The following is a 26,338-nucleotide window of genomic DNA, read 5'->3' on the forward strand; positions in this document are numbered from 1 at the left end:
GAAAAAAATGAAGTTTAAGCGTAGTAAACAACAGGGTTTTACACTTTTAGAAGTGATGGTTGTTGTGGTTATCCTAGGTATTTTGGCAAGTTTTGTTGTTCCAAACCTATTGGGTAACAAAGAGAAGGCAGACCAACAAAAAGCGATTACGGACATTGTCGCGTTGGAAAATGCCTTAGATATGTACAAGTTGGATAACAGCGTTTACCCAACAACGGACCAAGGTCTAGAAGCATTGGTTAGTAAGCCATCTAACCCAGAGCCACGCAACTACCGTGATGGTGGTTACATCAAACGTCTTCCTAATGACCCTTGGGGCAACCAGTACCAATACTTAAGCCCAGGTGATAACGGTACAATCGATATCTTCACTCTAGGCGCAGATGGCCAAGAGGGTGGAGAAGGTCCAGCTGCAGATATTGGCAACTGGAACATGCAAGACTTCCAATAATTGAGCCTAAGCCAGCACTAATGAAACAAATGCGAAAACATAACGGTTTTACATTGATAGAAATTCTATTGGTGCTGGTTTTGCTATCTCTTACGGCTGTGGCCGTGATCTCGACGTTACCGACTAGCCAAAAAGATCTTTCCAAACAGTATGCTCAAAGCTTTTTTCAGCGTTTACAGCTGCTCAATGAAGAAGCGGTGCTGAGCGGTAAAGATTTTGGCGTTCGAGTGGATGATGCCAAATCGACCTACGCTCTACTGAGTTTAACCTCAGAAGGTTGGCAGCCTCTGAAATTAAAGCAGATTCCGAGCAAAACCAAGCTAGAAGAAGATATTACGCTACAACTCGAGCTCGGCGGTGGTGCTTGGGATAATGATGAGCGCTTATTCAAACCAGGTTCTCTTTTTGATGAAGACATGTTCGCAGAAGAAGAGGACGAAAAGAAAATTGAGCCACCGCAAGTGTTTATCTTTTCCAGCGCCGAAGTCACGCCATTTACCCTGTCTTTTTTTCCGCAAAATGGTGATGCCTTTAATGACGGTTGGCGAGTCATTGGCAAAGAAAGTGGACAAATTTTGTTATTAGCTCCGGGCGAAGAAGTGAAAGAGGATGAGAATGCGCAATTTTAAGCAAGCTCGCCTAAATTTGAGTCATCGCCGGACGAGAGGCATGACCTTACTGGAAGTATTGGTCGCACTGGCAATTTTCGCTACCGCTGCCATCAGTGTCATTCGCTCTGTGAGCCAGCATATTAATACAATCAGTTATTTAGAAGAAAAAATGTTTGCAGCCATGGTTGTGGATAATCAGATGGCAAATGTGATGTTGAATACCGGAGAACTCAAAGCGAAAAACGGCACAGAAGAGCTGGCAGGACGCACTTGGTTCTGGAAAGTCACGCCAGTCGCCACGACGCAGCCATTGCTGAAAGCATTTGATGTGAGCGTCTCGGTAGAGAAAAGCGCGAGCCCTGTAGTAACGGTACGAAGCTATGTGGCGCAATAATAATCCCCGCGCAAATACGCGCCAAAGGGTAAAAGGTTTTACACTTATTGAAGTGTTGGTATCGATTGCCATCTTTGCCAGTTTAAGTGTCGCTGCGTACCAAGTGGTATCGCAAGTACAGCGTAGCAATGCGCTATCACAAGAACGAACCCAACGCTTAAACGAAATTCAGCGTGCCATGGTGATGATGGATAACGATTTTCGTCAAATGGCGATGCGTCAAACACGTACTAATGGTGAAGAGCCTGCTAGCCGGCTAATTTTTTGGTCCGATTACCTGTTGGACTCCGATACCAAAGGACTGATGTTTGCCCGTTTAGGTTGGCACAACCCTCAGCAGCAGTTCCCTCGTGGAGAAGTAACCAAGGTTGGCTATCGCTTAAAAGAAGAAACACTGCAGCGAGTATGGTGGCGCTATCCTGATACGCCGGTTGGGCAACAAGGTACTGTTACTCCATTGCTAACGCAGGTCGAGTCATTTGATATGCGTTTCTATGATGGTAAGCAATGGAAAAAAGAGTGGGCTGAAGAAAAAGCGCTGCCGAAAGCGGTTTCTGTTGTTCTCACTCTCAAAGACTATGGAGAAATTGCCCGCACTTATCTCACTCCTGATGGCACATTGAGTCAGAAAGAGGAAAGTTCAGGAGACAGCAATAATGGTTAACCGTCAGCGCGGTGTTGCTTTGATTATAGTGTTGATGTTGCTGGCGATTATGGCAACGGTTGCTGCCAGTATGTCGGAACGTTTGTTCTTGCAGTTTCAGCGAGGCGCTAATCAAATCAATTACCAGCAAGCGTATTGGTACAGCCTTGGCGTCGAGGCGCTAGCAAAAGTGGGTATCGAGCAAAGTTATAAAGACACCGACACGATTAATATGAGTCAACCGTGGGCGATAAAAGAGCAAGTCTATCCGTTAGATTATGGTCAAGCGGCGGGACGAATTAGAGACAAGCAAGCGTGCTTTAATCTAAATGTATTGAGTCGTGTGCAACCAACGGGTCAGCAAATTACAAGACCATATTTAGTGAATGTATTGCAGCGCTTATTAGAAGAGTTGGATGTCGAGCCATATCAAGCAGAAATCATTGCAGACTCTACTTGGGAATACATTGATGCTGACGACTCTGTCCGTTCGACTACTGGGGTTGAAGACAGCACATATGAAGCGATGAAGCCTTCCTATTTAGCATCAAATGGTTGGATGGCAGATGCTTCCGAGTTACGGGCTGTCTATCAGGTGAGTGGTGAAATTTTCCAAAAATTGGAGCCGCTGGTCTGTGCATTACCAAGTGATGACTGGCGTTTAAACGTGAATACGATTGATGTTGAGCAAGCTCCGATTTTGGTGGCAATGTTCTCACCAAACTTAAGCAGTAGTGATGCGATTCAGCTAATTGAAAAACGCCCATTTGATGGGTGGGATAGCATTGATGAATTTTTAGCAGAGTCAGAAATGGCTGGCTTAAGTGAAGATGTAAAGAAAAACGCCAAAGGCTATTTGGGTGTGGATAGCGCCTTTTTTGAATTGGATGCACAAGTGTTGGTGGATGAATCACGTGTACGTATCCGAAGCCTTTTGCAAAGTACAAATAGAGAAACGGTGACCGTAGTTCGCCGTCGTTTTGGAGGGATCAGTGAGCGAGTTTCTGACCGTTCGGCTGAGTAGCGAACAACAAAGTACCATTCCTTGGGTGGTGTGGTCGACAGATCAACAGGAAGTGATTGCTAGCGGTGAAATCGCCGGGTGGGAACACTTAGATGAGTTGGTCTCATATGCTGGTCAGCGCCAAGTTGTGGCGCTGTTGGCGAGTAATGATGTGGTCCTGACGCAAGTGGATATACCACCTGGTGCAACACGCCAATTCGAGGCGATGTTACCGTACTTAGTGGAAGACGAAGTTGCTCAGGACGTTGATGGCCTGCACTTTAGCGTGTTGGGTAAACAAGCGGACAAAGCGCAGATTTGCGCAGTTGAACGTGCTTGGATTCAGACTGTACTGCAACGTTTTTCAAGCCAAGGTATCGCCATTAAACGCATTTTACCCGATGTGCTTGCATTACCGGTTCGTGGAGAGCACAGCAGTGCTGCAATGATTGGCGAGCAATGGCTAATTCGTCACTCTGCGACAGAGGGCGCGGTTGTCGACGCTTCTTGGTTAGACCTTTACCTCTCTTCTTATCTACAAAATCATGAAGGTTGGAAGCTCGATTGCTATAGCTCGGTCCCGGAATCTGCGTTACCTGAAATATGGGAGCCGCAACCAGAAGAAATGACGATGGCTTTACTGGCGAAGGGGGTGACAGAAAGCAAAGTCAATTTGCTGACTGGGATCTTCAAGCCGAAATCTTCTTGGGGTAAATACTGGAAGCTCTGGCAAAAAGCCACCATTGCTGCGGGGGTGCTTATCGTTGTCATGGTTGCGCAGCAGTTGCTCGTGGTCCACAAGTACGAAGCACAAGCTCAAGCGTATCGTGAGGAGAGTGAGCGTATTTTCCGCCAAGTGTTCCCAAATAAACGACGCATTCCTACCGTTAGTTACCTCAAACGACAAATGGATGATGAAGAGCGCCGCTTATCTGGTGGAAGTGGTCAGCAGGCAATGTTGTCATGGTTGGCGGCATTACCCGCGACGCTTGGTCAGGTCAGCGACTTGGAGATCACTAGCTTTAAATACGACGGACAACGTGGCGAAGTACGTATTCAGGCTCGTAGTTCAGACTTCCAACCTTTTGAGCAGGCTCGTGTGAAATTGGCAGAGAAGTTTAATGTTGAGCAAGGTCAGTTGAACCGTAGCGATAACGTTGTGGTTGGCAGCTTTGTTTTGAAGCGTTTGTGAGGTGATGATGAAAAATTTAATTTCTCAAGCTCAGGTTTGGTGGAGCAGCATCTCGCAGCGTGAGCAGCGTTTGGTCATGGGATGTGGCGCTATTGCCGTTATCGGTATTATTTATTGGGGTTTATTACAGCCAATGAGTCAACGTGCGGAGCTAGCTCAGTCACGTATTCAAAGTGAAAAGCAGTTGCTAGCTTGGGTACAAGATAAAGCGGATGGCATCACTGCACTGCGAAAAAGCAGCGGTGTGAGCTACTCTAGTCAACCGTTGAATCAGTTGGTTTCTTCTTCAGCTCGTCGTTATAAAGTTGAGTTGATTCGAGTACAACCTCGTAATGAGAGCGTTCAAGTGTGGATCAAACCACTCGCGTTTAATCAACTAGTGGATTGGTTACGTTACTTGAAAGAGCAACAGGGTATTGAAGTCGAATTTTTAGATATCGACCGAACAGAGCAAGCGGGCATGATCGATGTAAACCGCCTTCAGTTTAAGCGAGGTTAAGGTGAAGCGAGCAGTACTTTACGTTGTTATCTTTATCGTCTTTTTTTCAGTCAGTCTTTTAATGGGATTACCAGTCTCTTGGGTGTTACAACAAGCACCAACAGTGAGAGGCCTGGACATTCAAGGAGCCAACGGTTCGGTATGGCAAGGTCAAGCTGCTAGTATTCGTTGGCAGCACCAGAACCTTGGAGAAGTTAATTGGGATTTCCAATGGTCGAGTCTACTGACAGGTAAAGCTGAGTTTGCTGTGCGCTTTGGTCGTGGTAGTGAAATGGACGTTCGTGGGCGCGGTTTTGTCGGCTATAGCTTAAGTGATGGCCCTTATGCCAAAAACTTAGTTGCCTCGATTCCGGCGGTAAAAGTTGTTGAGCAAGCGCGCCTCCCTGTGCCTGTTGGTGTTGATGGGCAGCTTGAGCTGAATATTCGTCATGCGACTTATGCTGCGCCTTGGTGTAAGAACGGTGAAGGCACTTTAGTATGGAATGCCAGTGGTATTCAAAGCCCCGTTGGCAGCTTAGATCTCGGTCCTGTGATTGCCGATATAAACTGTCAGGATAGTGTATTGACGGCAACTGGTGAGCAGAGCAGCAAACAAGTCTCTGCGGCGTTTTCCGCTGAACTGATGCCTAATCAACGGTACTCAACCAAAGCGTGGTTCAAACCTGGTGCAGAGTTCCCATCCAGCATGGGGGAGCAACTGAAATGGTTGGGTAAGCCGAATGCTCAAGGTCAATACGAGTTTAATTACCAAGGGCGCTTCTAACCTATCGTGACAAAATCCAATATCTTAAAAGAGCTGCTATTGTGCAGCTCTTTTTGCTTTTGGATCATCGTAAGCTAAAACCTCTATTCGCTGTACATTGGGAATGAATGGAAATTTAAAACCATGATTTTTAATTGATTTGTTTTCTTTCGTTCAGCTTTACAGGCAATTGGAACATAGTAGGCCAAATACTCCAAGTGCTGTACAGAAGGTCAAAAAGAAAAGGCCACGAAGATATTCGTGGCCTTTCTATTGCTAGAATTTTGTGCTCTAAATTTTACCGATAGGGCGCTTAATCTTTGCGTTGTAAAATCTCATTCCAAGGTAAATCCGCATCACCAAGAACAATAAAGTTCGGGTTTTCTAGTGTTTCCCGCTCGTTATATGACAGCGGTTCTAATTGCGTGCTGAGAATACGTCCGCCAGCTTCTTCAACAATGCATTGTGTCGCAGCGGTGTCCCACTCACCTGTTGGACCTAGTCGGAGATAGCAATCTACCGCCCCTTCCGCGACGAGGCATGCTTTCAATGCTGCAGAACCGAGCGGTATTAAGTCGTAATTCCAGGCGCTGCTCATACGGTTAGTAATACGATTGATGTCTTGGCGACGACTAATAGCAATTGCGATGCTTTGCTCTGGCTGTTCGTGTTTGTGTGTATGGATTTTGACGCTGTCCGACATGTCGGGAATTTTCCAGGCGCCTTTGCCATTATAAGCGTAGTAAGTCACGCCAGATACAGGGCCGTAAACGACGCCCATGGTTGGTCGATTGTTGTCGACCAACGCAATAATAGTGGCAAAGTCACCACTGCGAGCGATGAATTCTTGAGTACCATCAAGAGGGTCGACTAACCAATAACGTTCCCACTGAGCGCGTTGCTCTAAGCTTATGTCTGCGTCTTCTTCTGACAACACGGGAATGTCAGGCGTCAGATCACTCAAGCGTTCAGTGATGAACTTGTGAGCTGCAATATCTGCACTTGTTACGGGAGTTTCGTCACTTTTGGTGTAGGCCTCGTATTGCTTCTTTTCATATATTTCGAGGATCATTTGCCCAGCACTGCGGGCAATCTCGATGACTTGAGGAAGTAGGTGAGATAGATCTTTTGTCATTGGCATAAGTGATAGTCCTTACTCACAGTGTTATTCGGTTCTAATGACCGTTATTGGTTATGCTTGTGAGTGGTGTTTGGTAAGTGTTTCAGTGCCAACATTAGCGCTGTGATGCTTCGTGCTTCACAGAAATCCATGTGAGTTAATAACTCTTCGGCTTGCGCAAGTGGCCAACGCACAATTTCCAGTGGTTCAGGCTCATCGCCTTCTTGCTTCTCTGGATAAAGCGCCTGTCCTAAAAATAGAGTCATTTTGCTCGAAAAGTAAGATGGCGCGAGGATAACTTGTTTCAACGGGGTTAACTGATTACAGCCAAAGCCGATTTCTTCTTTTAACTCACGATCCGCAGCTTGGTGTGGTGTTTCTCCTGGGTCAATCAGCCCTTTTGGGAAACCTAGCTCGTAACGTTCAGTTCCAGCGGCGTATTCACGCACCAGTAATAAATCGCCTTGTTCTGTTACAGGGACTACCATTACAGCATCTCGTCCACTTGGCTTCATACGCTCATAAGTACGGTGCTCACCATTGGAAAAACGAAGGTCGAGCGCTTCCACAGCAAACAGTTTGGATTTTGCAACCGTCTGGCATGAGAGTATCTCTGGTGGGGTTCGTTTCGGCATGACGCTGGCTCCTTGGTGTCGTTGGCGTTTACGAGATGCGTAAGATTCTTAATATATGAGAACTCCGCCTGAGTTTCTAGCGGATTTTACGAGTCGAGCTAAGCATCTCAGCATCACCTCAGTATCGATACAAAAATGGGAGACCGAAGCCTCCCATTTTCTGACAGTGTTTACTCTTAGTAGTAAGAGTGATCACCACGGTCATGTTCTGTTGCATCACGAACTGCGGTTAGTTCACCAATGAACTGGTTTAGCAGTTCTTTCTCGATGCCTTCTTTTAGTGTTACGTCAACCATAGAACAGCCATTACAACCGCCACCAAATGCAACAATCGCAACACCGTCTTCAGAGATCTCAACCAAGTTTACGTGACCACCGTGGCCAGCAAGTTGTGGGTTCACTTGAGTTTGGATAACGTACTCAACGCGCTCAACCAGTGGTGCGTCGTCCGCAACTTTACGCATTTTAGCGTTAGGTGCTTTTAGCGTTAGCTGAGAGCCCATTTTATCGGTAACAAAATCGATTTCAGCGTCTTCAAGGAATGGCAGGCTTAGCTCATCCACGTAAGCTGAAAAACCGCTGTAAGAGAGTTCAGTGTCGGTCGATTCTACTGCTTCTGGTGGGCAGTAAGACACGCCACACTCAGCGTTTTGTGTACCTGGGTTCACAACGAAAATACGAATGTTAGTGCCTTCAGGTTGTTGACCTAAAAGGTTAGCGAAATGCGTTTGCGCAGTTTCTGTAATAGTAATATTTGACACGACGAATACCCGAGTAAATTTGTAGGTTACTGCTGCTATTCTACTCTTGTTGACGTATGGGTCTAGTCTTTTTGATGCTAAGGCATGGCGAAGCGATCTAGAGAGAACGAGGAGCAGGTGTTCTGCAGATGCAGTAAATATCGATGCTTTCTACGCCAACTTCAAGTAGTAAATGACATAATTGTCGGACGGTACTGCCTGTGGTGACTACATCATCGACGATGGCAACATGGGAAGAGTGAGGTTGCTTATTGAGAATAAACGCGCCTTTTAAGTTTTGTTCACGGCTTGTTTTGGTATTACCACGCTGTGATTGGGCGAGCTTTACTCGACGAAAGACCTTCGCATCAAAATTAGTCTGCAATTGCTTGGCGAGGTGTCGGGCTAAAACATCACTTTGATTAAAACCCCGGCGCAGGTAACGCTGCCAGTGCAATGGCACACTGGTAATGATTGGAGCTGGCGTGGTGATGCGCTGTGCCAGTTGCTCGGTTAATGCTTTTACATGCCAAGACTCTCCGTGATCTTTAAAGCGCTGTACTTCCCGTGAAAGGGGAAAGTCGTAATCGCCTAACGTGTATAGCCTTTGCCATGGCGGTGGCTTTGAAAGACATTCACCACAAATACTATCCGTACTCATTTCTTCTTTCTGTAATGATAAACCGCAGCGTTGACATCGTTTTACCGGAGTTAGGTATTTTAAACAGTGCTCGCACCAGCGCAGAGTATTTGTGTGGCTTGGTGTTTGAATAGGGAACCGACACAGGCCGCATTGACTGCTCAATACGCGATGCATGATGTTTTGCCAGTGATGAGATAACATAGCGTTTATTCATGGTGATATTTTACTCAGCCTAACGCTTGGCTGAAGCCGTAGGGAATAAAATAAGTGGGAGAGATTGAGAGCATGAGCACGAAATTACACTGGCAGTCATTTGGTCAGGGACCAGATTTGGTATTACTTCATGGTTGGGGCATGAATGGTGCGGTATGGCAGCAGACAGTCGAGTCTCTTCAACCTTATTTCCGAGTTCATGTGGTTGACCTTCCGGGGTACGGGCATAGCGCCGAATCTCATGCCGAAGATTTAGACCATATTGCTAATCTGGTGGTGCAAGGTGCGCCAGAGAAAGCGATTTGGCTTGGTTGGTCCCTCGGAGGTTTAGTGGCGACGCATGTGGCGTTAAATATGCCCGAGCGCGTGGCTAAGTTGATTACGGTTGCCAGCTCACCAAAATTTGCCGCAGAAAAACCGTGGCGCGGCATTCAACCGAATGTACTGAGTGCGTTCACCTCTCAGTTGCTAGAAGATTTCTCACTGACCATTGAGCGCTTTATGGCGTTGCAAGCGATGGGCAGCCCATCAGCGCGTAAAGATGTTAAACAGCTCAAGCAAGCGGTACTATCGCGCCCTCAGCCAAACCCTGAATCGCTGTTGGTTGGGCTAAACATCCTTGCTGATGTGGATCTGCGCGATGCGTTGACGTCTCTTTCTGTTCCAATGTTGCGTCTTTATGGCCGTTTAGATGGGTTGGTGCCAATTAAAGTAGCTAACGATTTGAGTGAACAGTTGCCTCATACCCAGCAGTTTGTTTTTAATCAGTCCTCTCATGCGCCTTTTATCACCGAACATGACGAATTTTGTGTTCAAATCCGAGAGTTTGCTCACGATTGAGCAAGTGCGAACGGAAATACCTCAAGTTGTTTAAAAAGTGGTCGACATAAAGACTGGTGAGGTTTTATTAGCCAATAAAGCTAAGCCATATTGACGAGTTGGGCGACTCTGAGGAGGGTTCGCAATGATTGTGTCACCGACCAACGTAAGTGTGCCACTGATCGCCCCATCCGTGAATGTGCAGACGGAACAAGCAGCTCGCGACAATAAAGTCCGAGAGCCTGTAACGCCAACGGTCGCATTGGCCAAAACCAATGCAGAGCGAAAAGTAAAAGGTGATGACAAGCGCCGACGTCAGTCTTCTTGGGATCCTTCAGAGCATCCTGATTATGATATGGAAACGGAAGTCGACACGCGTTATCAAGAAGAGCCGGAAGATACACTAGAACGGCTTTTTAGTTTGCTTGCGCTCAAATCGTATAGTGAAGACCAGGGGAAAGGCTACGCGATCCGCTTTCGCTTACCAAAGCGCATTTTGGATGCTGCGATCAATGAAGGATTAATGGAAAAGCGCAGGAAGGTGATCAAGTTTCATTATGGTCATGCAGTCGCTCCCCATACCCCGTCAGAAGTGATAGCAGTATTATGACGACTCAATATCCTACTCAAACAAAAACGCTCCAAGCAGGTTGACTGATTGGAGCGTTTTCTTTTTAGTTATGAAAGCTCGTTAGCGGTGAAGCCTAGGTAAGGTTACTTTTTCGCTTTAGCAAACGCTGCAGCAAACGCACCGCCCATCGCGCTGTTCGATGACGAATCATCACGGCGAGGCTGACGACGCTGCGGTTGGTCATTACGACGTGGCGCTGCTGATGAGCGTTGGCTGCGGTTGTCTTGACCCGGTTCGTCGTTCATACGCATCGATAGACCAATACGCTTACGCTGCACGTCAACTTCCATCACTTTCACTTTGACGATGTCGCCCGCTTTCACCACTTCACGTGGGTCAGACACGTAACGATCTGTCAGTGCAGAGATGTGTACGAGACCATCTTGGTGAACGCCAATATCAACGAAGGCACCGAAGTTGGCTACGTTTGATACCACACCTTCTAGAATCATGCCCGGTTCCAAGTCAGATACCGAGTTTACACCTTCTGCAAAGGTCGCCGTTTTGAATTCTGGACGTGGGTCACGACCCGGCTTGTCTAACTCTTTGATGATGTCTGTAATGGTTGGAACGCCGAAGTTATCGTCGGTGTAATCGACCGCATGCAGACCTTTAAGGAAGCTTGAATCACCAATCAGTGCTTTGATATCTTTGTTGTTCTTCTCAGAAATCGCTTTGACCACTGGGTACGCTTCTGGGTGAACCGCAGACGCATCAAGTGGGTTCTTACCATCCATAATACGCAGGAAGCCCGCACACTGCTCGAACGCCTTAGGACCTAAACGAGGTACTTTCTTCAAGGTTGTACGTGCTTCGAAGCGGCCGTTCTCATCGCGGAAGTCGACAATGTTCTGCGCGATGGTGCTTGATAAGCCTGCTACGCGCGTCAGTAGCGCCGCAGACGCAGTGTTCACATCAACACCAACCGCGTTTACACAGTCTTCCACAATCGCATCTAGGCGTTTTGCCAACATAGATTGGCTTACATCGTGCTGGTATTGACCCACACCAATAGATTTCGGATCAATTTTCACGAGTTCAGCCAATGGATCTTGCAAACGACGTGCAATCGACACTGCACCACGCAGTGATACGTCCATATTCGGGAACTCTTTTGCTGCAAGCTCAGACGCTGAGTAAACCGAAGCCCCCGCTTCACTTACGATGATCTTCTGAACTTTCAGGTTGCCACGTTTGATGACGTCTGCGACAAAGCTGTCGGTTTCACGTGAAGCCGTACCGTTACCAATCGCAATCAAATCCACGTTGTACTTACGCACCAACTGCTCAACGATTTGTGCTGACTTGTCGTATTGTTTTTGTGGTGGGTGAGGGTAGATGGTTTCGGTTGCAAGCACTTTACCTGTTGAGTCGACAACCGCGATTTTTGAACCTGTACGCAGACCCGGATCGAGACCAAGTGTTGCACGAGGGCCAGCCGGTGCTGCCATCAACAAGTCTTTTAGGTTAGTGGCGAATACTTCAATCGCTTCGATTTCAGCGCGCTCTTTCATTGCGCCCATTAGCTCGGTTTCCATGTGCATCGATACTTTGATGCGCCATGCCCAGCTGATCACTTGCTTACGCCAGGTATCCGCCGGTGCGCTGCTTAGCGTCACGCCATAATGGTCGGCGATAATCGTTTCGCAGTAAGACTGACGAGCGCCTTCTTCCTGTTCTGGATCAGCATTCATTGCCAATGTCAGGAAGCCTTCGTTACGGCCACGTAGCATCGCCAGTGCGCGGTGCGATGGCACTTTGCTTAGGGGCTCGTTGTGGTTGAAGTAATCTTTAAACTTCTCGCCTTCTTGCTCTTTGCCTTCAACGACTCGTGAAACCAGTTCCGCATTGCGATTTAAGTGGTTGCGAATTTTTTCCAGTAAGTTTGCGTCTTCTGCGATGCGCTCCATGATGATCGCGCGAGCGCCATCCAATGCAGCTTTGGTGCCTGCGATGCCTTTGTCTGCATCAAGGTATTTGCTTGCTTCGCTTTCTGGCTCGGTTTGTGGATGATTCCAAAGCTGATCTGCGAGTGGTTCAAGACCAGCTTCAATCGCGATCTGACCTTTCGTACGACGCTTGGGTTTGTAAGGTAGGTATAAGTCTTCAAGACGAGTTTTGCTGTCTGCCTGCGCGATCTCTTGTTCTAGCTCTGGCGTCAGTTTGCCTTGCTCTTGGATTGATTTGAGGATGGTTTGACGGCGATCATCCATTTCACGAAGGTAAGACAGACGGCTGTCCAAAGTACGAAGCTGGGTATCATCAAGGCCCCCCGTCACCTCTTTGCGGTAACGTGCAATAAAAGGGACAGTGTTGCCATCATCAATTAGGGTGACAGCGGCGTTGACTTGCTCTGGGCGAACATTCAGTTCTTGAGCAATCATGCGACAGATAGCTTGGCTCATCCGTGTTTTCTCTTTTAATTCAGTTTTGGTTGTATAGAACATTGGGGTCGTTCGAAGAATTTGCAATGTTTTAAATTAACGAGGCAAAAATTTACCGGGCGCTGGTGGACATCAGTCATATTTATGTCAAAACTGTAATTAAATTGAGAACTTATATCCGCAGTTATCGACTAACCTAATTCCACGGTTGTTGATATCACTAAATGTACCTCGGCTTATACGGATAATCATGATGAAAAAAATGTCTTTGGCGTTAGCGCTTACGAGTGCCTTACTTGCCGCCCCGCTTAGTTGGGCGCAGTCTATCTCAGGAACCACACAAGCTCCCGTTTATCAGCTCGATAACAAATTGGTACTAGGGCGTGTGGAGAGCGTCTACTACAGTGACATTCCGGAACTAAAAGCGGTGCCATTTATTGGCAAGATTGATACTGGTGCAGATACGACATCGATGCATGCGGAGAATATCCATGTCAGTAGCTCACACCCAGATTACCAAGATTTGAAAGATAACGAGTTACTTTGGGCGATTGTCGATGACTTAGGTGGTACGAAGGCAAAGTGGGACGCCGACAGCTTTAAGCCATATCAAGTAAAGGTTAGCTTTACGGTTCCTCACCCTTATACAGGGAAGGAAATACAGATTACCGATGATCTGGAAAGAGTGAGCGCGATTCGCAGTCGGACAAGCAAAAAGCCCATCCTACGCCCGACAATAAAAATGCCGATGACAATCGCTGGTCACACCGTTGAGACGGAAGTGAACCTGACCAAGCGTACGCAATTCTCTTCTCCTATCTTGATTGGTAAAACCTATCTCGATGATAACGCATGGGTCTTCGCTGGTTACGATTACCTTCAAGAACAGCCAAGCGCAAAAATGATTGGCAAAAAAGAGACGGTTGAAGTCGAAGGTGTGCCATATAAGATCAGCATCTCAACTTCTAGCCGTTATACCAACGTCCATGCACTGGACATCAAGGTAGACAAAAAGCATAACGAAGTCTCTTTTATGTTAGAGGGCGAGAATGGTAAGCGTCATCCAATGACATTACCCTTGGTACGAATGCTGAAAACGACCAAAAGCGAGCGCCCTTTAGTCTATTTACCCGTCAAAGTCGGCGAAAATGAAACTCAACGTTGGTTGGTGTATCTGCGTGATCGCAGTAAGTTCAGTTCGCAAATTCGCTTAGGTCGGGACGTCGCGAGTCAGCACTTTGTTATTGATACGGACAGAGAAAATCTACTGGGTGGCGTAGAAAAAACGTTCAAAAGCGCGCTCAAATCAAAACCTCTTGTCGTTTCACCAGAAGAACAGGTCACCATTGATGGTTATACCGTCCCTGCTTACCCCACTTTTACTGTGAAAACGCCATTACTGCGTGTAAATGGGTTTGAAGTAACAGAAAAAGGTAAGGATGAATCCGTCACGTTTTATTTAATGAACGATGAGGGGAAAGAAGAAAAAATCACCAAACCAGTGTTGAAAAAGCTCAAGGTTGGCAGCGCGGTTCGCCCTGTTGTCGAAGGAGACTTTCTTCTCGGTAGAAAAGACACATCAATGAAGTTTGCGCTCGATGTGCTTGATGAGGGTGACACTCAACCCTTTTTCGTCTTTGGTCATGACATAGCCAAGGGTGGTGTGTTGCTGAACACTCGCGCAGATCATCTACTAGATGCAAGGCCACTTTTCAAAGCTGGCCATATCGAAGTGGCGGAAGTTGAGGGGATGTCTTTCCCTGTGAAGTTAGACACGGGTGCAGATGTAAGCTCAATCAATGCTAAGAACATCAAGCAGTTTAAGAAAGACGGCAAAGACATGGTGAGCTTTACCTATGAGAACGATCTTGGCATGAAACAGGCGTTTACTAAGCCTGTTGTTGATGTCATGCGTATTAAAGCGAAGAAAGGCGAGAAAGCGAACGTACGCCCTGTGGTTGAAATGCATGTTAAGCTTGGCGAATTAGAGAAGAAGATCCGAGTCAACTTACAGGACCGAGGTCGCTTCCATTACAGCATGATTTTAGGTAAAAACTTCCTAAAACATGGCGCGGTTGTTTCGAGTGATACGAATTACATCGTGACGCAAAAACCGGATTACGAAAAGTAACACTCTGGCCGCCTTATCACCTTGATACCCAAAGCCTGAACAACGTTGGATCTTTGGGTATATCATCTCCTTAATGCTGCCACAGAGCAGCATTTTTTAGTTGAGATAGGAGTTAATTTGAAAACTAAGCTGATTACACGAGAAGGTTACAACAAACTCAAACAAGAGCATGATTACCTTTGGAATGAAAAGCGCCCGGAAATCACCAAGATCGTCACTTGGGCGGCGAGCCTGGGCGATCGCTCAGAAAATGCGGATTACACCTTCAATAAACGTTTACTCCGTCAGATCGACCGTCGTGTCCGCTTCCTTCGTAAATTCCTGCCAGAAGTCACGATCGTTGACTATTCTCCGCAACAAGAAGGCAAAGTCTTTTTTGGTGCATGGGTGGAAATAGAAAATGAGGCAGGAGAAGTGAAAAAGTTTCGTATTGTCGGGCCTGAAGAGATTTACGGCGATGCGAAAGACTACATCTCGATCGATTCACCTATGGCGCGAGCGATGTTGAAAAAACAAGTGGATGAAGAGTTCACGGTACGCACCCCAGAAGGTGAAAAAGAGTGGTTCATCAACTCAATTGAATATACTCAACCGGCCTCGGAAGACTGAGGCTTTATCACCGATTCAAGTCTCATGAAGTTCACTAGAAGTGACTTGGGTCTCAACGTCAGAATATTTGGTATAAAGGCATGGTGCCTTTCTCGGAGAAGTAAAATGAACAAAGCAGTCATGTGTAGTGCTGCACTAACAATAGGATTCTCACTTTCAGTTTTTGCTCAAGATGAAGTGAAAGGCTGTGACGCTAAAGAGTTAGCGGTAGAGCAGCAGCTTGAGTATGCAAAAGCGCAAGGTAATGAGCATCGCATTAAAGGCTTGGAGCAAGCACTTTCCGCTATCCAGAATGAATGCTCGGAAGGTGAGCTGCGCCAAGAGCTGCAAGCAGAAGTGGAAGAAAAGACTAAAGAAGTTGAGGAGCGAGAGGAAGAATTAGTCGAAGCTCAGCATTCAGGGAAAGCAGACAAAATTGAGAAAAAACGTCACAAGCTGGCTGAGGCACAGCAAGAGCTGCTTGAGGCCAAACGTGAACTGGAATGGAATTATGGTCAATAGTAGGTGCTGAAAATACCTGCTAGAGAGAGAATAAAGCGCTTAAGATAAAAAGAGTAACAATTTGCTTGAGCACGTTAGGAAAAACAGTGATACATTTTCGACAATAGACGCTTCTGAAAGGATGTTTCAATGCAAGAAAATCATAAAATTTTAGTGGTTGATGACGATGCTCGTTTACGTGCTCTATTGGAGCGTTACCTTTCTGAGCAAGGTTTTCAGGTACGAAGTGTCGCCAATGGCGAACAGATGGATCGCCTACTAACGCGCGAAAACTTTCACTTAATGGTGCTAGACCTAATGTTGCCTGGTGAAGATGGATTGTCAATTTGTCGTCGTCTACGCCACGCGAACAACATGTTGCCAATTTTAATGCTCACCGCGAAAGGTGATGAAGTGGATCGCATCGTGGGTCTTGAGGTAGGGGCGGATGATTATTTGCCAAAACCGTTTAACCCACGCGAATTGTTGGCTCGCATCAAGGCCGTATTACGCCGCCAAACTGTAGAGTTGCCGGGTGCACCAAGCACTGAAGAAAAAGTGGTGGAGTTCGGGGAGTTCCGACTCAATCTAGGCACTCGCGAGATGTTCCGCGGTGATGAGGCAATGCCACTCACCTCTGGAGAGTTTGCTGTCCTAAAGGCGCTCGTGATGAATGCACGTGAGCCAATGTCACGAGACAAATTGATGAACATGGCGCGTGGCCGTGAATATTCTGCAATGGAACGTTCTATTGACGTACAAATCTCACGTTTACGTCGCATGTTAGAAGACGATCCGAGCAAGCCGCGCTACATTCAAACCGTATGGGGCCTAGGTTATGTTTTCGTCCCAGACGGCAAAGAGGTGTAACCTCTTCACTCCATAGCCAGCACTTGGCTATAGCAACTTCAGCCTTCATTACCTTCCCTTTGAAGGCTGAAATTTCGCGATTAGGACCACTAGGAACGTTCCATGCGCATCCGAAGTTCATTGACACAATCTATTCTGCTGTTCATCTCTTTGCTTCTCGCGAGCCAAGTTTTCTCTTACTACGCCGTTTTTAACTACGCGTTGATGCCGAGTTTGCAGCAGTTCAATAAAATTCTCGCCCATGAGCTCAATTTGGTGCTTGATGATGAAGGACCTTTAAAGTCTGATGCACCGTTAAGGCGTCAATTGTTAGAAAGATTAGGGGTGACGGTTCATAGTCTCGATAGCGATAAGGCGATTGAATTTCATCACGCAATGTCGATTGATTTGATGTCTGAAGAAATGAGCCAAGAGCTGGGTTCGCCCACAGAAGTGCGCTTATTGCTTGGCGATGAAAGTTACATTTTGTGGATGCACATCGAAAAGTTGCCGAACTCCATCATTCGTATTCCGTTATCTGAGCTGCAAGAAGAAGATTTTGCCCCGCTGTTTCGTAACAGCTTGATTATGGCGCTGCTGATCATTGCAGGTGGTTGGTTGTTTATTCGTTTGCAAAACCGTCCACTTTTGGCTTTAGAGAGAGCCGCGAAAGACGTCGGTCGAGGTGAGATCCCGCCCCCCTTAGCAGAGAAAGGCGCATCGGAGATTCGCTCTGTAACTCGAGCCTTTAATCAAATGTCGAAAGGTATTCAAGAGCTAGAAGAAGACCGAGCCTTATTAATGGCAGGGATTAGCCATGACTTACGAACACCTCTGACGCGTATTCGCCTAGCGACAGAAATGATGTCTCCTGAGGACAGCTATCTTGCGGAGGGGATCATTAGCGATACGGAAGAATGTAATGAGATCATCAGTCAGTTTATGGATTACCTCAAACCGGTGAACCAAGAATCGTTTGAAGCGGTTGATATCAGTACGATTGCCAGTGACGTCGCCAGTTCTGAAGGTGGTTATGAGGTTGAAATTGAAACAGATCTTAATCTTAACTTGCCGCCAGCCAAAGGAAGTGCGATTGCGATTAAGCGGGCGATCAGTAACTTAGTTGTGAATGCGCTACGTTATGGCAATGGCTGGGTCAAAATCAGCACTGGTGTGACAGCAGATAAGCAGCTAGTGTGGATTTCAGTAGAGGACAACGGACCGGGTATCGAGCATTCTCAAATCGCGAGGTTATTTGAACCCTTTACGCGTGGTGACACCGCTCGCGGTAGTGAAGGCACTGGGCTAGGGTTGGCGATTGTGAAGCGTATAATCAGCCAACATTCAGGCTCTGTGGTGATGCGTAATCGCAGTGAAGGCGGTTTAATCGCTCAAATCAGCTTTCCTACCAAGTAAGTCGATGGCCCGCACCCTTTAAAACAAAAAGCCCAACCTAATTAGGTTGGGCTTTTCTTATTCTCAATAATCTTAAGACTCTTTCACTTCCTGAGGAAGTTCATCTTCGTCTTCCAGTTTCTCTGGCAGAAGTAGATTTAAAATGATCGCTGTGATGCCACCTGCTGCAACACCAGTTGAGAAAATACTCTTAATAAATTCTGGCATAAATTGCAGGATCTCTGGTTTTTGTGCGATACCAAGTCCCATTGAGAAGGATAAGGCCATGATCAGAATTGCGCGGCGATCGAGCTCAACACGAGAGATAATACGCACACCAGCGGCAGCAATCGTACCAAACATGACAATCGTTGCGCCGCCAAGTACTGGCTCAGGAATCAGCTGAACAAAGCTAGCGACACCTGGGAACAAGCCAAGAATCACTAACATGCCAGAAATAAAGTAACCCACGTAGCGGCTCGCGACTCCTGTTAGCATGATGATGCCGTTATTCTGGCTAAACGTTGAGTTCGGGAAGCTGTTGAAAACGGCTGCGATTGCGGAGTTTAAGCCGTCTGCTAACACACCGCCCTTAATGCGTTTCATGTACACTGGGCCTTTTACTGGCTCACCAGACACTTCAGATGTTGCGGTAATATCACCGATGGCCTCTAGTGCGGTAATAAAGAAAATCAGTACCAGCGGAATGAACAGAGACCAGTCAAACGATAAGCCATATTGCATTGGTACGGGCAGTGCTACGATCTCAGTTGCGCCTAGCTGAGAAGTATCTACCATCCCCATAAAATACGCCATGATGTAGCCCACTAGCATCGCAATCACGATTGAAGCCACACGGATGTATGGGTTTTTCGAGCGGTTTAAAATCACAATTAATCCAAGTACCGTCCCAGCCAGAGCAAGTTTGTCTAAGCTGCCGAAGGTTCCTTCATTTAATGCTGCGTAGCCACCGCCCATTGATACTAAGCCGACTTGAATCAGTGTGAGACCGATAAGAGTGACGACGATGCCTGAAACGAGCGGAGTGATGATTCGGCGGGCATGCTCCAATACGCGAGATAGGAAAATTTCTGCAAATGATGCGACTAAAATCGTACCAAAAATGGCAGCCATCATGGTGCTGATGTCTGCTCCACCGGCTTTCAGCGATAGGCCTGCTCCAATAATAGGACCTAAAAAGTTAAAGCTGGTGCCTTGAACAGAGAGCAAACCAGAGCCAATTGGGCCAACGGTGCGAATTTGAATAAACGAAGACACGCCTGACGCAAATAAAGACATGCTGATGATGGTGTTCGTTTGGTCTGCAGGTACACCCAAAGACTGACAGATGATCAGTGACGGAGTGATAACCGCGACGAACATCGCCAATAAGTGCTGAAGTGCGGCAAAAATGGTTTGAGGCAAAGGTGGTCGATCGTTGAGTTGATAGACCAGTTCCGAAGATCGGTTTGAAGTTGTCATTGTTTGTCTCGCTAGTCGCAATATTTCCCTAGTTCTCGCTGAATGGGAGAGCAGGGTGGAGTTGACGTCGTTACCTGTGATTGCTGTTAATCAGAGTCAACTCAGGTTGGTGGAGTGTGATCTAACACACTTAAAAATTTGTGCGCGATTATAGAGAGATTTACTCAAAAAGCAAACGTTTGCTTTGTTTTTGGCGTATTAAAAAACGAGCCATTTGGCTCGCTTTCAATCATTACGCTTTGGAGTAAATATCCCGCTCACCCAACCAGCGATCGATAATTGCTGTTGCGTTAGTCGGGTAATTGTCATGAATATGACGCGCAATACGCTGAACTTCGGGAATCAGGCGTTGATCTCGAACTAAGTCTGCGATTTTGAAATCAGCAAGACCTGTCTGCTTTGTACCCAATAGTTCTCCAGGGCCACGAATTTCTAGGTCTTTCTGCGCAATGACGAAGCCATCGTTACTTTCACGTAGTACTCCGAGACGTTTTTGCGCGGTTTTTGACAGCGGAGAGTGGTACAGCAGCACACAATGGCTAGCAACGGAACCTCGGCCCACGCGACCTCTTAACTGGTGTAATTGTGCCAAACCAAGACGTTCAGGGTTTTCTATGATCATCAAGCTAGAGTTTGGCACATCCACACCAACTTCAATCACTGTCGTTGCGACCAGCAAATGCAGTTTATTGTCTTTGAAATCTTGCATCACCGCTTGTTTCTCTGCCGGCTTCATTCGTCCGTGTACTAGACCAATTTTTACGTCCGGTAGCTTACGTTGAAGCTCTTCTGCGGTATCTGCCGCGGCTTGCGCTTCTAATACTTCCGACTCATCAATCAGGGTACACACCCAATATGCCTGCTTGCCTTCGTTTAAGCAGGCATTTCGGACACGCTCGACGATGTCGTCACGTTTTGTATCTGGAATGGCAACGGTTTGAATCGGCGTTCGACCCGGTGGTAGCTCGTCAATCACGGAAGTTTCTAGATCGGCGTAAGCGGTCATGGCTAAGGTGCGAGGAATAGGCGTCGCCGTCATGATCAACTGATGTGGGTAGGCGCCTTGTTTTGCGCCTTTTTCACGCAATTCTAATCGCTGATGGACACCGAAGCGGTGCTGTTCATCAATGATGACCAAAGCAAGGTGATGAAATTCAACGTGCTCTTGGAATAGCGCGTGAGTACCCACTACCATTTGCGCTTCACCACTGGCAATACGAGCCAGCTCGGCTTCCTTTGCCTTACCTTTGAGTTTGCCCGCTAACCAACCGACTTGAATGCCCATTGTTTCAAACCAGTTTGCGAAGTTGATAGCGTGTTGCTCGGCCAATAGTTCGGTTGGCGCCATGAGTGCCACCTGATGGCCATGCTCAATGGCTCTAACAGCGGCCAAAGCGGCAACCAATGTTTTCCCCGAACCAACATCGCCTTGCACTAATCGCATCATTGGGTGCGGTTTTTCTAGATCGGCCTCAATCTCTTGTACTACTCGGGTTTGAGCGTTTGTAGGAGAGAAAGGCAGTTGGGCTAAAAGCTGCGTTTTTAGTTTATGACAAGGACCGAGAGGTAGCGCTGAATCCTTCTGACCTTTGCTACGCACCGCCAGCATCGATAAGTTTTGTGCGAGCAATTCTTCCATGATCAAGCGGATTTGGGCAGGATGTTTGCCTTCGTCAAACTCATCTAAATTAATGGTTGGTGGTGGGCGATGAATGGTGTGCAGCGCTTGCGACATAGTGATTTGATGGTCATACAACCCAGCTGGAAGTAATTCCTGCACTGCGGTTTTATCAAGCAGGGCTAAAGCTTGTTCGGTAAGGTTGCGCAATGTGATTTGGCGTAAACCATCGGTGGTGGGATAAACAGGGGTTAAGCTCTGTTCTACATCGGGCTTTTGCTCGCTAACGTAAAACTTGTAGTCAGGATGAACAATTTCCAAACCCATGCCACCGCGCTTAATTTCACCGTAAGCATGTACTAACTTACCTTGCGTGAAATTGTTCTTCATGGCTGCGGTAAAGTTGAAAAAGCGCAGCGTGATAGTGCCATTACCGTCGCTGATTTTTACCGTTAGCATTTTGCGCTTACCGAAGATGGTGTCGACTGCCATGACCTTACCTTGCACGGCCGCCCAAAGGCCAGCATGCAGTTTGGCAATAGGGTAAATACGAGTACGATCTTCGTAGCGTAACGGAAGGTGAAACAGCAAATCTTGAACGCTATGTAAGCCAACTTTGGCGAGTTTTTCTGCGACTTTCGCGCCAACTCCAGAAAGGGAGGTTAATGGGACGGCAGATAACATTTGGGCGGACATAGAGGGCTCAAGAAAATGGTTAACATAGCAGTATGTTAACCATGGAGCTGTGTTTTTGTACAGGAAAAAATAGTCATGCTTTAGTTAGTGTCATGATTTGACTGATAACCTATCATTCCGAGGAGCTTTAGCGACATCAGGATTCTATTTCCAACAAGTATGTCGCTGAAGTTAACACTATCAGCATCTGTATATTTGAGAATTAGATCCTGAACCACGCTCCTTCGCCGCCGTTCAGGATGACGAAAGTCTGTTACTTGCTTTGCATCTCTTGCCACCACGCGTCATCGGCGATGATTTGACCTTCTTCATCGAGTGGTGGGTAAACGAGCCCTTTTCGTTTCGCGACTTTTGCCAGCACTGGGTGACCACGTTCAAAGAGAATACGGTTGATTGTCTCTTTAGGCAGAGCGCTTTCTTCTCGGTCGTACATGCCTGCGGCTTCACGTTGACGTTGCGCTTCATACAAAATTACGGCACTGGCAACCGATACGTTTAGTGACTGCACCATGCCCACCATTGGGATAATAATGTCTTGATCGGCAAGCTGTTTGGCTTGCTCCGAAGCGCCAACCTTTTCGCTGCCTAAAATGATTGCCGTTGGTTTGGTGTAGTCGATTTCGCGAAAATCGACGGCGGTGTCCGAAAGATTGGTCACCAAAACCTGCATACCTTGCGCTTTGAGTTCGGTAATCGCAGTTTCAATCGAATCGTGAGTATCCACTTCAACCCAGTTACGCGCGCCTGCTGAGGTATGGCTCAGCGTACGCATTTTGTCTGGCCAAATTGCGTGAACTTTGTGTAAGCCTGTCGCGTCAGCGGTGCGGATCACAGCAGAGACGTTGTTTGGCTTATGTACTTCTTCGAGACAAAGTGTCAGATCAGTTTGGCGAGTTTTTAGGACTTGGTGAATACGGTTGTAACGTTCTAGGTTCATATTTATTGAGGTATAAAAAATCGCCACCTAACAGAGTAGGTGGCGATAGAGGTTAGTTCTTTCTGCGTCTGACTCGGGTTGCTTGAGGCATTGCCTTAATCTTACGCATGATACCAGCAAGGTGGACACGATCTTTCGTCGTCAACAGCACTGTCACAGTGTATAAACGACCATCACGTTCTTCCGTTGAAAGACCATGAATGTTTGATCCTGTTTTCGAGATCACGTTGGTCAGTTCTGCAAGAGCACCTTGGTTGTTAAGCATGTCGACTTTAAGTTCAGCAATGAACTCTTTATCGTAGTCTTCAGACCAAGCGACAGCCATATAACGGTCTGGCTCTTTCTGATAACCACGAACGTTCGGACATGTTTCTCGGTGAACAACCAAACCACGACCAGGCGATACGTGAGCAATAATGTGATCATCTGGGATAGGATGACAACAATTTGCAAACGTCAGCAATAAGCCTTCTGCGCCACGAATCGGAAGCTTCTTCTTCGAGTCCGTTGGGATTGAACTTGTTGTCGTGAGCTCTTCGGTGTCACCAAGGAGACGACGTGCGATCACAATGCTCATCAACTCACCCAATCCAATAGCAGCCAATAAATCATCGATGCTTTCTAGGCGAAGATCATTCAAGACTTCTTGGATATTTTCTGGATAAATTGAATCAATCGAGTGACGGCCAAGTGCGTGATTAAGTAGGCGACGACCTAAAGTAATCGACTCTTCACGACGCATCGTTTTCAGTACTTGTCGAATCTTAGTGCGGGCACGAGAAGTCACGACATAGTTCAGCCATGCCGCATTCGGACGCGCACCAGGGGCACTGATAATTTCCACCGTCTGACCGTTTTTCAATGCCTTACTCAATGGGTAAGGGTTACGATCAACACGAGCACCAACACAAGAGTTGCCTACATCGGTATGTACGGCATAGGCAAAGTCGACAGCCGTTGCGCCTAAAGGTAATTCAACGATACGACCTTTTGGTGTGAAGACGTAAATCTCATCTGGGAAAAGATCGGATTTTACGTTTTCAATGAATTCGAATGAGTTACCCGCGCTTTGTTGTAGCTCTAACAGGCTTTGCATCCAACGCTGAGCTTTTACTTGCGCAGTGGTGCCAGACTTGTCGCCTTTGTCTTTGTAAGACCAGTGTGCCGCGACACCTTTGTCCGCCATTTGATCCATATCTTCAGTACGGATCTGAACTTCAACAGGTACGCCGTGTGGACCAACCATGGAAGTGTGTAGCGATTGGTAGCCGTTCGCCTTTGGTACCGCGATATAATCTTTCATGCGACCAGGACGTGGCTTATACAAGCTGTGTACTTGGCCTAAAACGCGATAACAAGTATCAGCGGTATCAACAACGACTCGGAACGCATAGATATCCATGATGGTGTGAAAGCGCTGTTCTTTGGTTTTCATCTTGTTGTAGATAGAGAACAGGTTTTTCTCACGACCAACGACGCGAGCATTCAAGCCAAAATCTTGCAGACGGCCTTCTATTTCGCTGTGAATGCGTTGGATCATCTCTTTACGATTACCACGTGCGGCTTTAACCACTTCTTTCAGTACGCGGTAGCGGTTGGGATATAGCGCCTCAAAGCCCAACTCTTCGAGTTCGGTTTTGATATTGTGAATACCAAGACGATGAGCGAGGGGCGCGTAAATTTCTAACGTTTCACGAGCAATACGACGCTTTTTATCTGGTCGAAGCGCGCCAAGCGTACGCATGTTGTGCGTGCGGTCAGCCAGTTTGATCAGAATGACGCGGATATCTTGCACCATGGCCAGAACCATCTTACGAAAGTTCTCAGCCTGAGCCTCTTTCCTATCGCGGAATTTGAGTTTGTCCAGTTTAGATACACCATCAACCAATTCTGCGACAGTGTTGCCGAATTTCTCTTCGAGATCTTCTTTAGTTACATCACAGTCTTCAATGACGTCATGCAGCAAAGCAGCTTGGAGGGTTTCGATATCAAGGCGCATTTCGGCCAAGATACGAGCCACAGCGACAGGGTGGATGATGTATGGTTCACCGCTAGAGCGGGTTTGCCCTTCATGGGCATCTCTCGCTACCACATAAGATTGACGCAGAGCCTCAATCTGAGGCTCTGTTAGGTATTCTTGGGCAACGTCTTTGAGGCTATCGAATAGATACAAATTATAGGCCCGGGAGGTTGTTGAATTCTAAAGTCAGAATTAACGGTTGTGAGCGATGCTGCTTACTGCCGCTAGCTCTGCCGCTTCTTGCTCTTGCTGTTCTTGACGTTCACGAGCGTCTAGAACTTCTTTAGTAATTAAACCTTCTTCGATTTCGCGTAGAGCGATAACCGTTGGCTTATCGTTCTCTTCTGGCACTAGTGCATCTTTACCGCCAGTTTGCATTTGACGAGCGCGGCGAGCCGCAATCAGTACTAGGTCGAAACGGTTGCCAACTTTTTCAACAGCGTCTTGAACAGTTACGCGTGCCATGAGGACTCCAAATAGTTAACTAAAATTTTAGAATGACGAGAAAGTATACAACCTAACTACTTTATTTACTAGCAATTAGACAAGCCACCGTTTGTGGACTTTCTCAGGTAGTTTATTGTGTTTTTCGCACTGGGCAAAAAACGGGAAATTCTTTATGTTTTACAGCGTGACTTTTTTGAAGTTACTCTGCTAACAACGCGTCAAGCATACCTTTATATTTAGCAGCTTGCTTTTCTTCCTTCAATCTTTCAGCACGCAAGATAGCTTTAAAATCCATCAAAGCGGTATCAAAATCGTCGTTTACGATCACGTAGTCGTACTCGTTGTAATGAGAGATTTCCGACTTGGCTTCAGCCATACGCTTTGCGATCACTTCATCGCTATCTTGACCACGAGTGTTCAAGCGACGCTCTAACTCACCGTTTGATGGTGGCAGGATGAAGATGCTTTTGGCTTCTGGCATTTGTTCACGGATTTGGCGTGCGCCTTGCCAGTCGATATCTAGAAAAACGTCGATACCTTTATTTAGTGTTTCTTCAATCCATACACGAGATGTGCCGTAATAATTACCAAACACTTCTGCGTATTCTAGGAAGTCACCTTTAGCGATCAGGGCTTCAAACTCATCTTTCGCTACAAAATGGTAGTGGACACCATTTTCTTCACCAGGTCGCATGTTGCGCGTGGTGTGAGACACAGACACTTTCATTGCGTAGGTTGGGTTGCGTTCCAACATCGCTGAGATCAAGCTAGATTTACCTGCGCCGCTAGGTGCAGATACGATATAGAGAGTACCTTTGCCCATTGTACTGTTCCACTTTTGATTGGATTGATTGAGTGCCGAAGGAAAGTTCGACATTCTTATAACGATAGCACTGGCATTGAGAAATCAACCACCAAAGGGGTGGATATTGGTGATAATCCCGCCAGAAAAAT

Annotated in this window: 26 protein-coding genes; 15 read left to right on the plus strand and 11 right to left on the minus strand. The window is 46.8% G+C overall.

The window, feature by feature from the left end:
* Positions 1-7: 7 nt before the first annotated feature.
* From gspG to R7P74_RS12750, 8 genes are read left to right on the plus strand one after another with little or no spacing between them, the layout of a single operon-like run.
* Positions 8-451, plus strand: coding sequence for a type II secretion system major pseudopilin GspG (gene gspG, locus R7P74_RS12715; protein WP_005379298.1), 444 nt, complete (start codon positions 8-10; stop codon positions 449-451).
* A 29-nt stretch (positions 452-480) separates the two neighbouring features.
* Positions 481-1,080 carry a prepilin-type N-terminal cleavage/methylation domain-containing protein gene (locus tag R7P74_RS12720; protein WP_017635010.1) on the plus strand — a complete coding sequence of 200 codons (600 nt, stop codon included), beginning with the start codon at positions 481-483 and terminating at the stop codon, positions 1,078-1,080.
* Positions 1,067-1,456, plus strand: coding sequence for a type II secretion system minor pseudopilin GspI (gene gspI, locus R7P74_RS12725; RefSeq protein ID WP_193837240.1), 390 nt, complete (start codon positions 1,067-1,069; stop codon positions 1,454-1,456). The genes R7P74_RS12720 and gspI overlap by 14 nt, the downstream gene beginning before the upstream one ends.
* The gene (gene gspJ / locus R7P74_RS12730; RefSeq protein WP_047103742.1) at positions 1,443-2,120 is read left to right on the plus strand and encodes a type II secretion system minor pseudopilin GspJ; all 678 of its coding nucleotides are present in this window, start codon (positions 1,443-1,445) and stop codon (positions 2,118-2,120) included. The genes gspI and gspJ overlap by 14 nt, the downstream gene beginning before the upstream one ends.
* Complete coding sequence (gene gspK, locus R7P74_RS12735; protein WP_005379302.1) at positions 2,113-3,123, plus strand: type II secretion system minor pseudopilin GspK; 1,011 nt, start codon at positions 2,113-2,115, stop codon at positions 3,121-3,123. Before gspJ ends, gspK begins: the two co-directional genes overlap by 8 nt.
* Positions 3,092-4,294, plus strand: a complete 1,203-nt coding sequence (gspL, locus tag R7P74_RS12740) for a type II secretion system protein GspL (RefSeq protein ID WP_167415599.1) — start codon at positions 3,092-3,094, stop codon at positions 4,292-4,294. The genes gspK and gspL overlap by 32 nt, the downstream gene beginning before the upstream one ends.
* A 7-nt stretch (positions 4,295-4,301) precedes the next feature.
* A complete protein-coding gene (locus R7P74_RS12745) occupies positions 4,302-4,793 on the plus strand; it encodes a type II secretion system protein M (protein ID WP_005383002.1) in 492 nt (163 codons plus the stop codon).
* Position 4,794: 1 nt separating this feature from the next.
* A complete protein-coding gene (locus tag R7P74_RS12750; RefSeq protein WP_318122886.1) occupies positions 4,795-5,556 on the plus strand; it encodes a type II secretion system protein N in 762 nt (253 codons plus the stop codon).
* A 292-nt stretch (positions 5,557-5,848) separates the two neighbouring features.
* Here R7P74_RS12750 and cysQ read toward each other — a convergent pair whose 3' ends face one another.
* From cysQ to R7P74_RS12770, 4 genes are all read right to left on the minus strand, one after another.
* Positions 5,849-6,676 carry a 3'(2'),5'-bisphosphate nucleotidase CysQ gene (gene cysQ, locus R7P74_RS12755; protein ID WP_005379308.1) on the minus strand — a complete coding sequence of 276 codons (828 nt, stop codon included), beginning with the start codon at positions 6,674-6,676 and terminating at the stop codon, positions 5,849-5,851.
* 44 nt (positions 6,677-6,720) lie between these two features.
* On the minus strand, positions 6,721-7,290 hold the full coding sequence (gene nudE / locus R7P74_RS12760) for an ADP compounds hydrolase NudE (RefSeq protein ID WP_005379309.1): 570 nt from the start codon (positions 7,288-7,290) through the stop codon (positions 6,721-6,723).
* 176 nt (positions 7,291-7,466) lie between these two features.
* Positions 7,467-8,051 carry a Fe-S biogenesis protein NfuA gene (gene nfuA, locus R7P74_RS12765; RefSeq protein ID WP_262635688.1) on the minus strand — a complete coding sequence of 195 codons (585 nt, stop codon included), beginning with the start codon at positions 8,049-8,051 and terminating at the stop codon, positions 7,467-7,469.
* A 97-nt stretch (positions 8,052-8,148) separates the two neighbouring features.
* Complete coding sequence (locus tag R7P74_RS12770) at positions 8,149-8,874, minus strand: amidophosphoribosyltransferase (RefSeq protein ID WP_042522603.1); 726 nt, start codon at positions 8,872-8,874, stop codon at positions 8,149-8,151.
* 84 nt (positions 8,875-8,958) lie between these two features.
* On the opposite strand from R7P74_RS12770, the gene bioH reads away from it, so the two are divergent.
* Positions 8,959-9,726: a pimeloyl-ACP methyl ester esterase BioH gene (bioH, locus tag R7P74_RS12775; RefSeq protein ID WP_005384724.1), complete on the plus strand. Its 768-nt coding sequence runs from the start codon at positions 8,959-8,961 to the stop codon at positions 9,724-9,726.
* A gap of 124 nt (positions 9,727-9,850) precedes the next feature.
* On the plus strand, positions 9,851-10,315 hold the full coding sequence (locus R7P74_RS12780; RefSeq protein ID WP_005379316.1) for a hypothetical protein: 465 nt from the start codon (positions 9,851-9,853) through the stop codon (positions 10,313-10,315).
* Between the two features lie 104 nt (positions 10,316-10,419).
* Here R7P74_RS12780 and R7P74_RS12785 read toward each other — a convergent pair whose 3' ends face one another.
* A complete protein-coding gene (locus tag R7P74_RS12785; RefSeq protein ID WP_262634255.1) occupies positions 10,420-12,741 on the minus strand; it encodes a Tex family protein in 2,322 nt (773 codons plus the stop codon).
* Positions 12,742-12,970: 229 nt separating this feature from the next.
* On the opposite strand from R7P74_RS12785, the gene R7P74_RS12790 reads away from it, so the two are divergent.
* From R7P74_RS12790 to envZ, 5 genes are all read left to right on the plus strand, one after another.
* Positions 12,971-14,851, plus strand: coding sequence for an ATP-dependent zinc protease family protein (locus tag R7P74_RS12790; RefSeq protein ID WP_171344447.1), 1,881 nt, complete (start codon positions 12,971-12,973; stop codon positions 14,849-14,851).
* Between the two features lie 117 nt (positions 14,852-14,968).
* Positions 14,969-15,460, plus strand: a complete 492-nt coding sequence (gene greB, locus R7P74_RS12795; RefSeq protein WP_005379321.1) for a transcription elongation factor GreB — start codon at positions 14,969-14,971, stop codon at positions 15,458-15,460.
* A 105-nt stretch (positions 15,461-15,565) separates the two neighbouring features.
* Entirely contained in the window at positions 15,566-15,961 is a 396-nt protein-coding gene (locus tag R7P74_RS12800) for a DUF1090 domain-containing protein (RefSeq protein WP_017635004.1), read from the plus strand.
* A gap of 129 nt (positions 15,962-16,090) precedes the next feature.
* Positions 16,091-16,810 (plus strand): osmolarity response regulator transcription factor OmpR, encoded by a 720-nt coding sequence (gene ompR / locus R7P74_RS12805; RefSeq protein WP_005379333.1) that lies wholly within the window; start codon positions 16,091-16,093, stop codon positions 16,808-16,810.
* Positions 16,811-16,912: 102 nt separating this feature from the next.
* The gene (envZ, locus tag R7P74_RS12810) at positions 16,913-18,205 is read left to right on the plus strand and encodes a two-component system sensor histidine kinase EnvZ (RefSeq protein WP_017820700.1); all 1,293 of its coding nucleotides are present in this window, start codon (positions 16,913-16,915) and stop codon (positions 18,203-18,205) included.
* 72 nt (positions 18,206-18,277) lie between these two features.
* Here envZ and R7P74_RS12815 read toward each other — a convergent pair whose 3' ends face one another.
* The 6 genes from R7P74_RS12815 to gmk all read right to left on the minus strand — a co-directional run bounded on the left by R7P74_RS12815 (position 18,278) and on the right by gmk (position 26,207).
* Entirely contained in the window at positions 18,278-19,666 is a 1,389-nt protein-coding gene (locus tag R7P74_RS12815) for a uracil-xanthine permease family protein (protein WP_005379335.1), read from the minus strand.
* 232 nt (positions 19,667-19,898) lie between these two features.
* Positions 19,899-21,980: an ATP-dependent DNA helicase RecG gene (gene recG / locus R7P74_RS12820; protein ID WP_086046435.1), complete on the minus strand. Its 2,082-nt coding sequence runs from the start codon at positions 21,978-21,980 to the stop codon at positions 19,899-19,901.
* A gap of 253 nt (positions 21,981-22,233) precedes the next feature.
* Positions 22,234-22,917 (minus strand): tRNA (guanosine(18)-2'-O)-methyltransferase TrmH, encoded by a 684-nt coding sequence (trmH, locus tag R7P74_RS12825; protein WP_017820702.1) that lies wholly within the window; start codon positions 22,915-22,917, stop codon positions 22,234-22,236.
* Positions 22,918-22,969: 52 nt separating this feature from the next.
* Complete coding sequence (gene spoT / locus R7P74_RS12830; RefSeq protein WP_005379340.1) at positions 22,970-25,090, minus strand: bifunctional GTP diphosphokinase/guanosine-3',5'-bis pyrophosphate 3'-pyrophosphohydrolase; 2,121 nt, start codon at positions 25,088-25,090, stop codon at positions 22,970-22,972.
* Between the two features lie 39 nt (positions 25,091-25,129).
* On the minus strand, positions 25,130-25,402 hold the full coding sequence (rpoZ, locus tag R7P74_RS12835; protein ID WP_005379346.1) for a DNA-directed RNA polymerase subunit omega: 273 nt from the start codon (positions 25,400-25,402) through the stop codon (positions 25,130-25,132).
* A gap of 181 nt (positions 25,403-25,583) precedes the next feature.
* The gene (gene gmk / locus R7P74_RS12840; RefSeq protein WP_005379347.1) at positions 25,584-26,207 is read right to left on the minus strand and encodes a guanylate kinase; all 624 of its coding nucleotides are present in this window, start codon (positions 26,205-26,207) and stop codon (positions 25,584-25,586) included.
* Positions 26,208-26,338 lie beyond the last annotated feature (131 nt).

Source organism: Vibrio sp. 2033 (assembly GCF_033339735.1).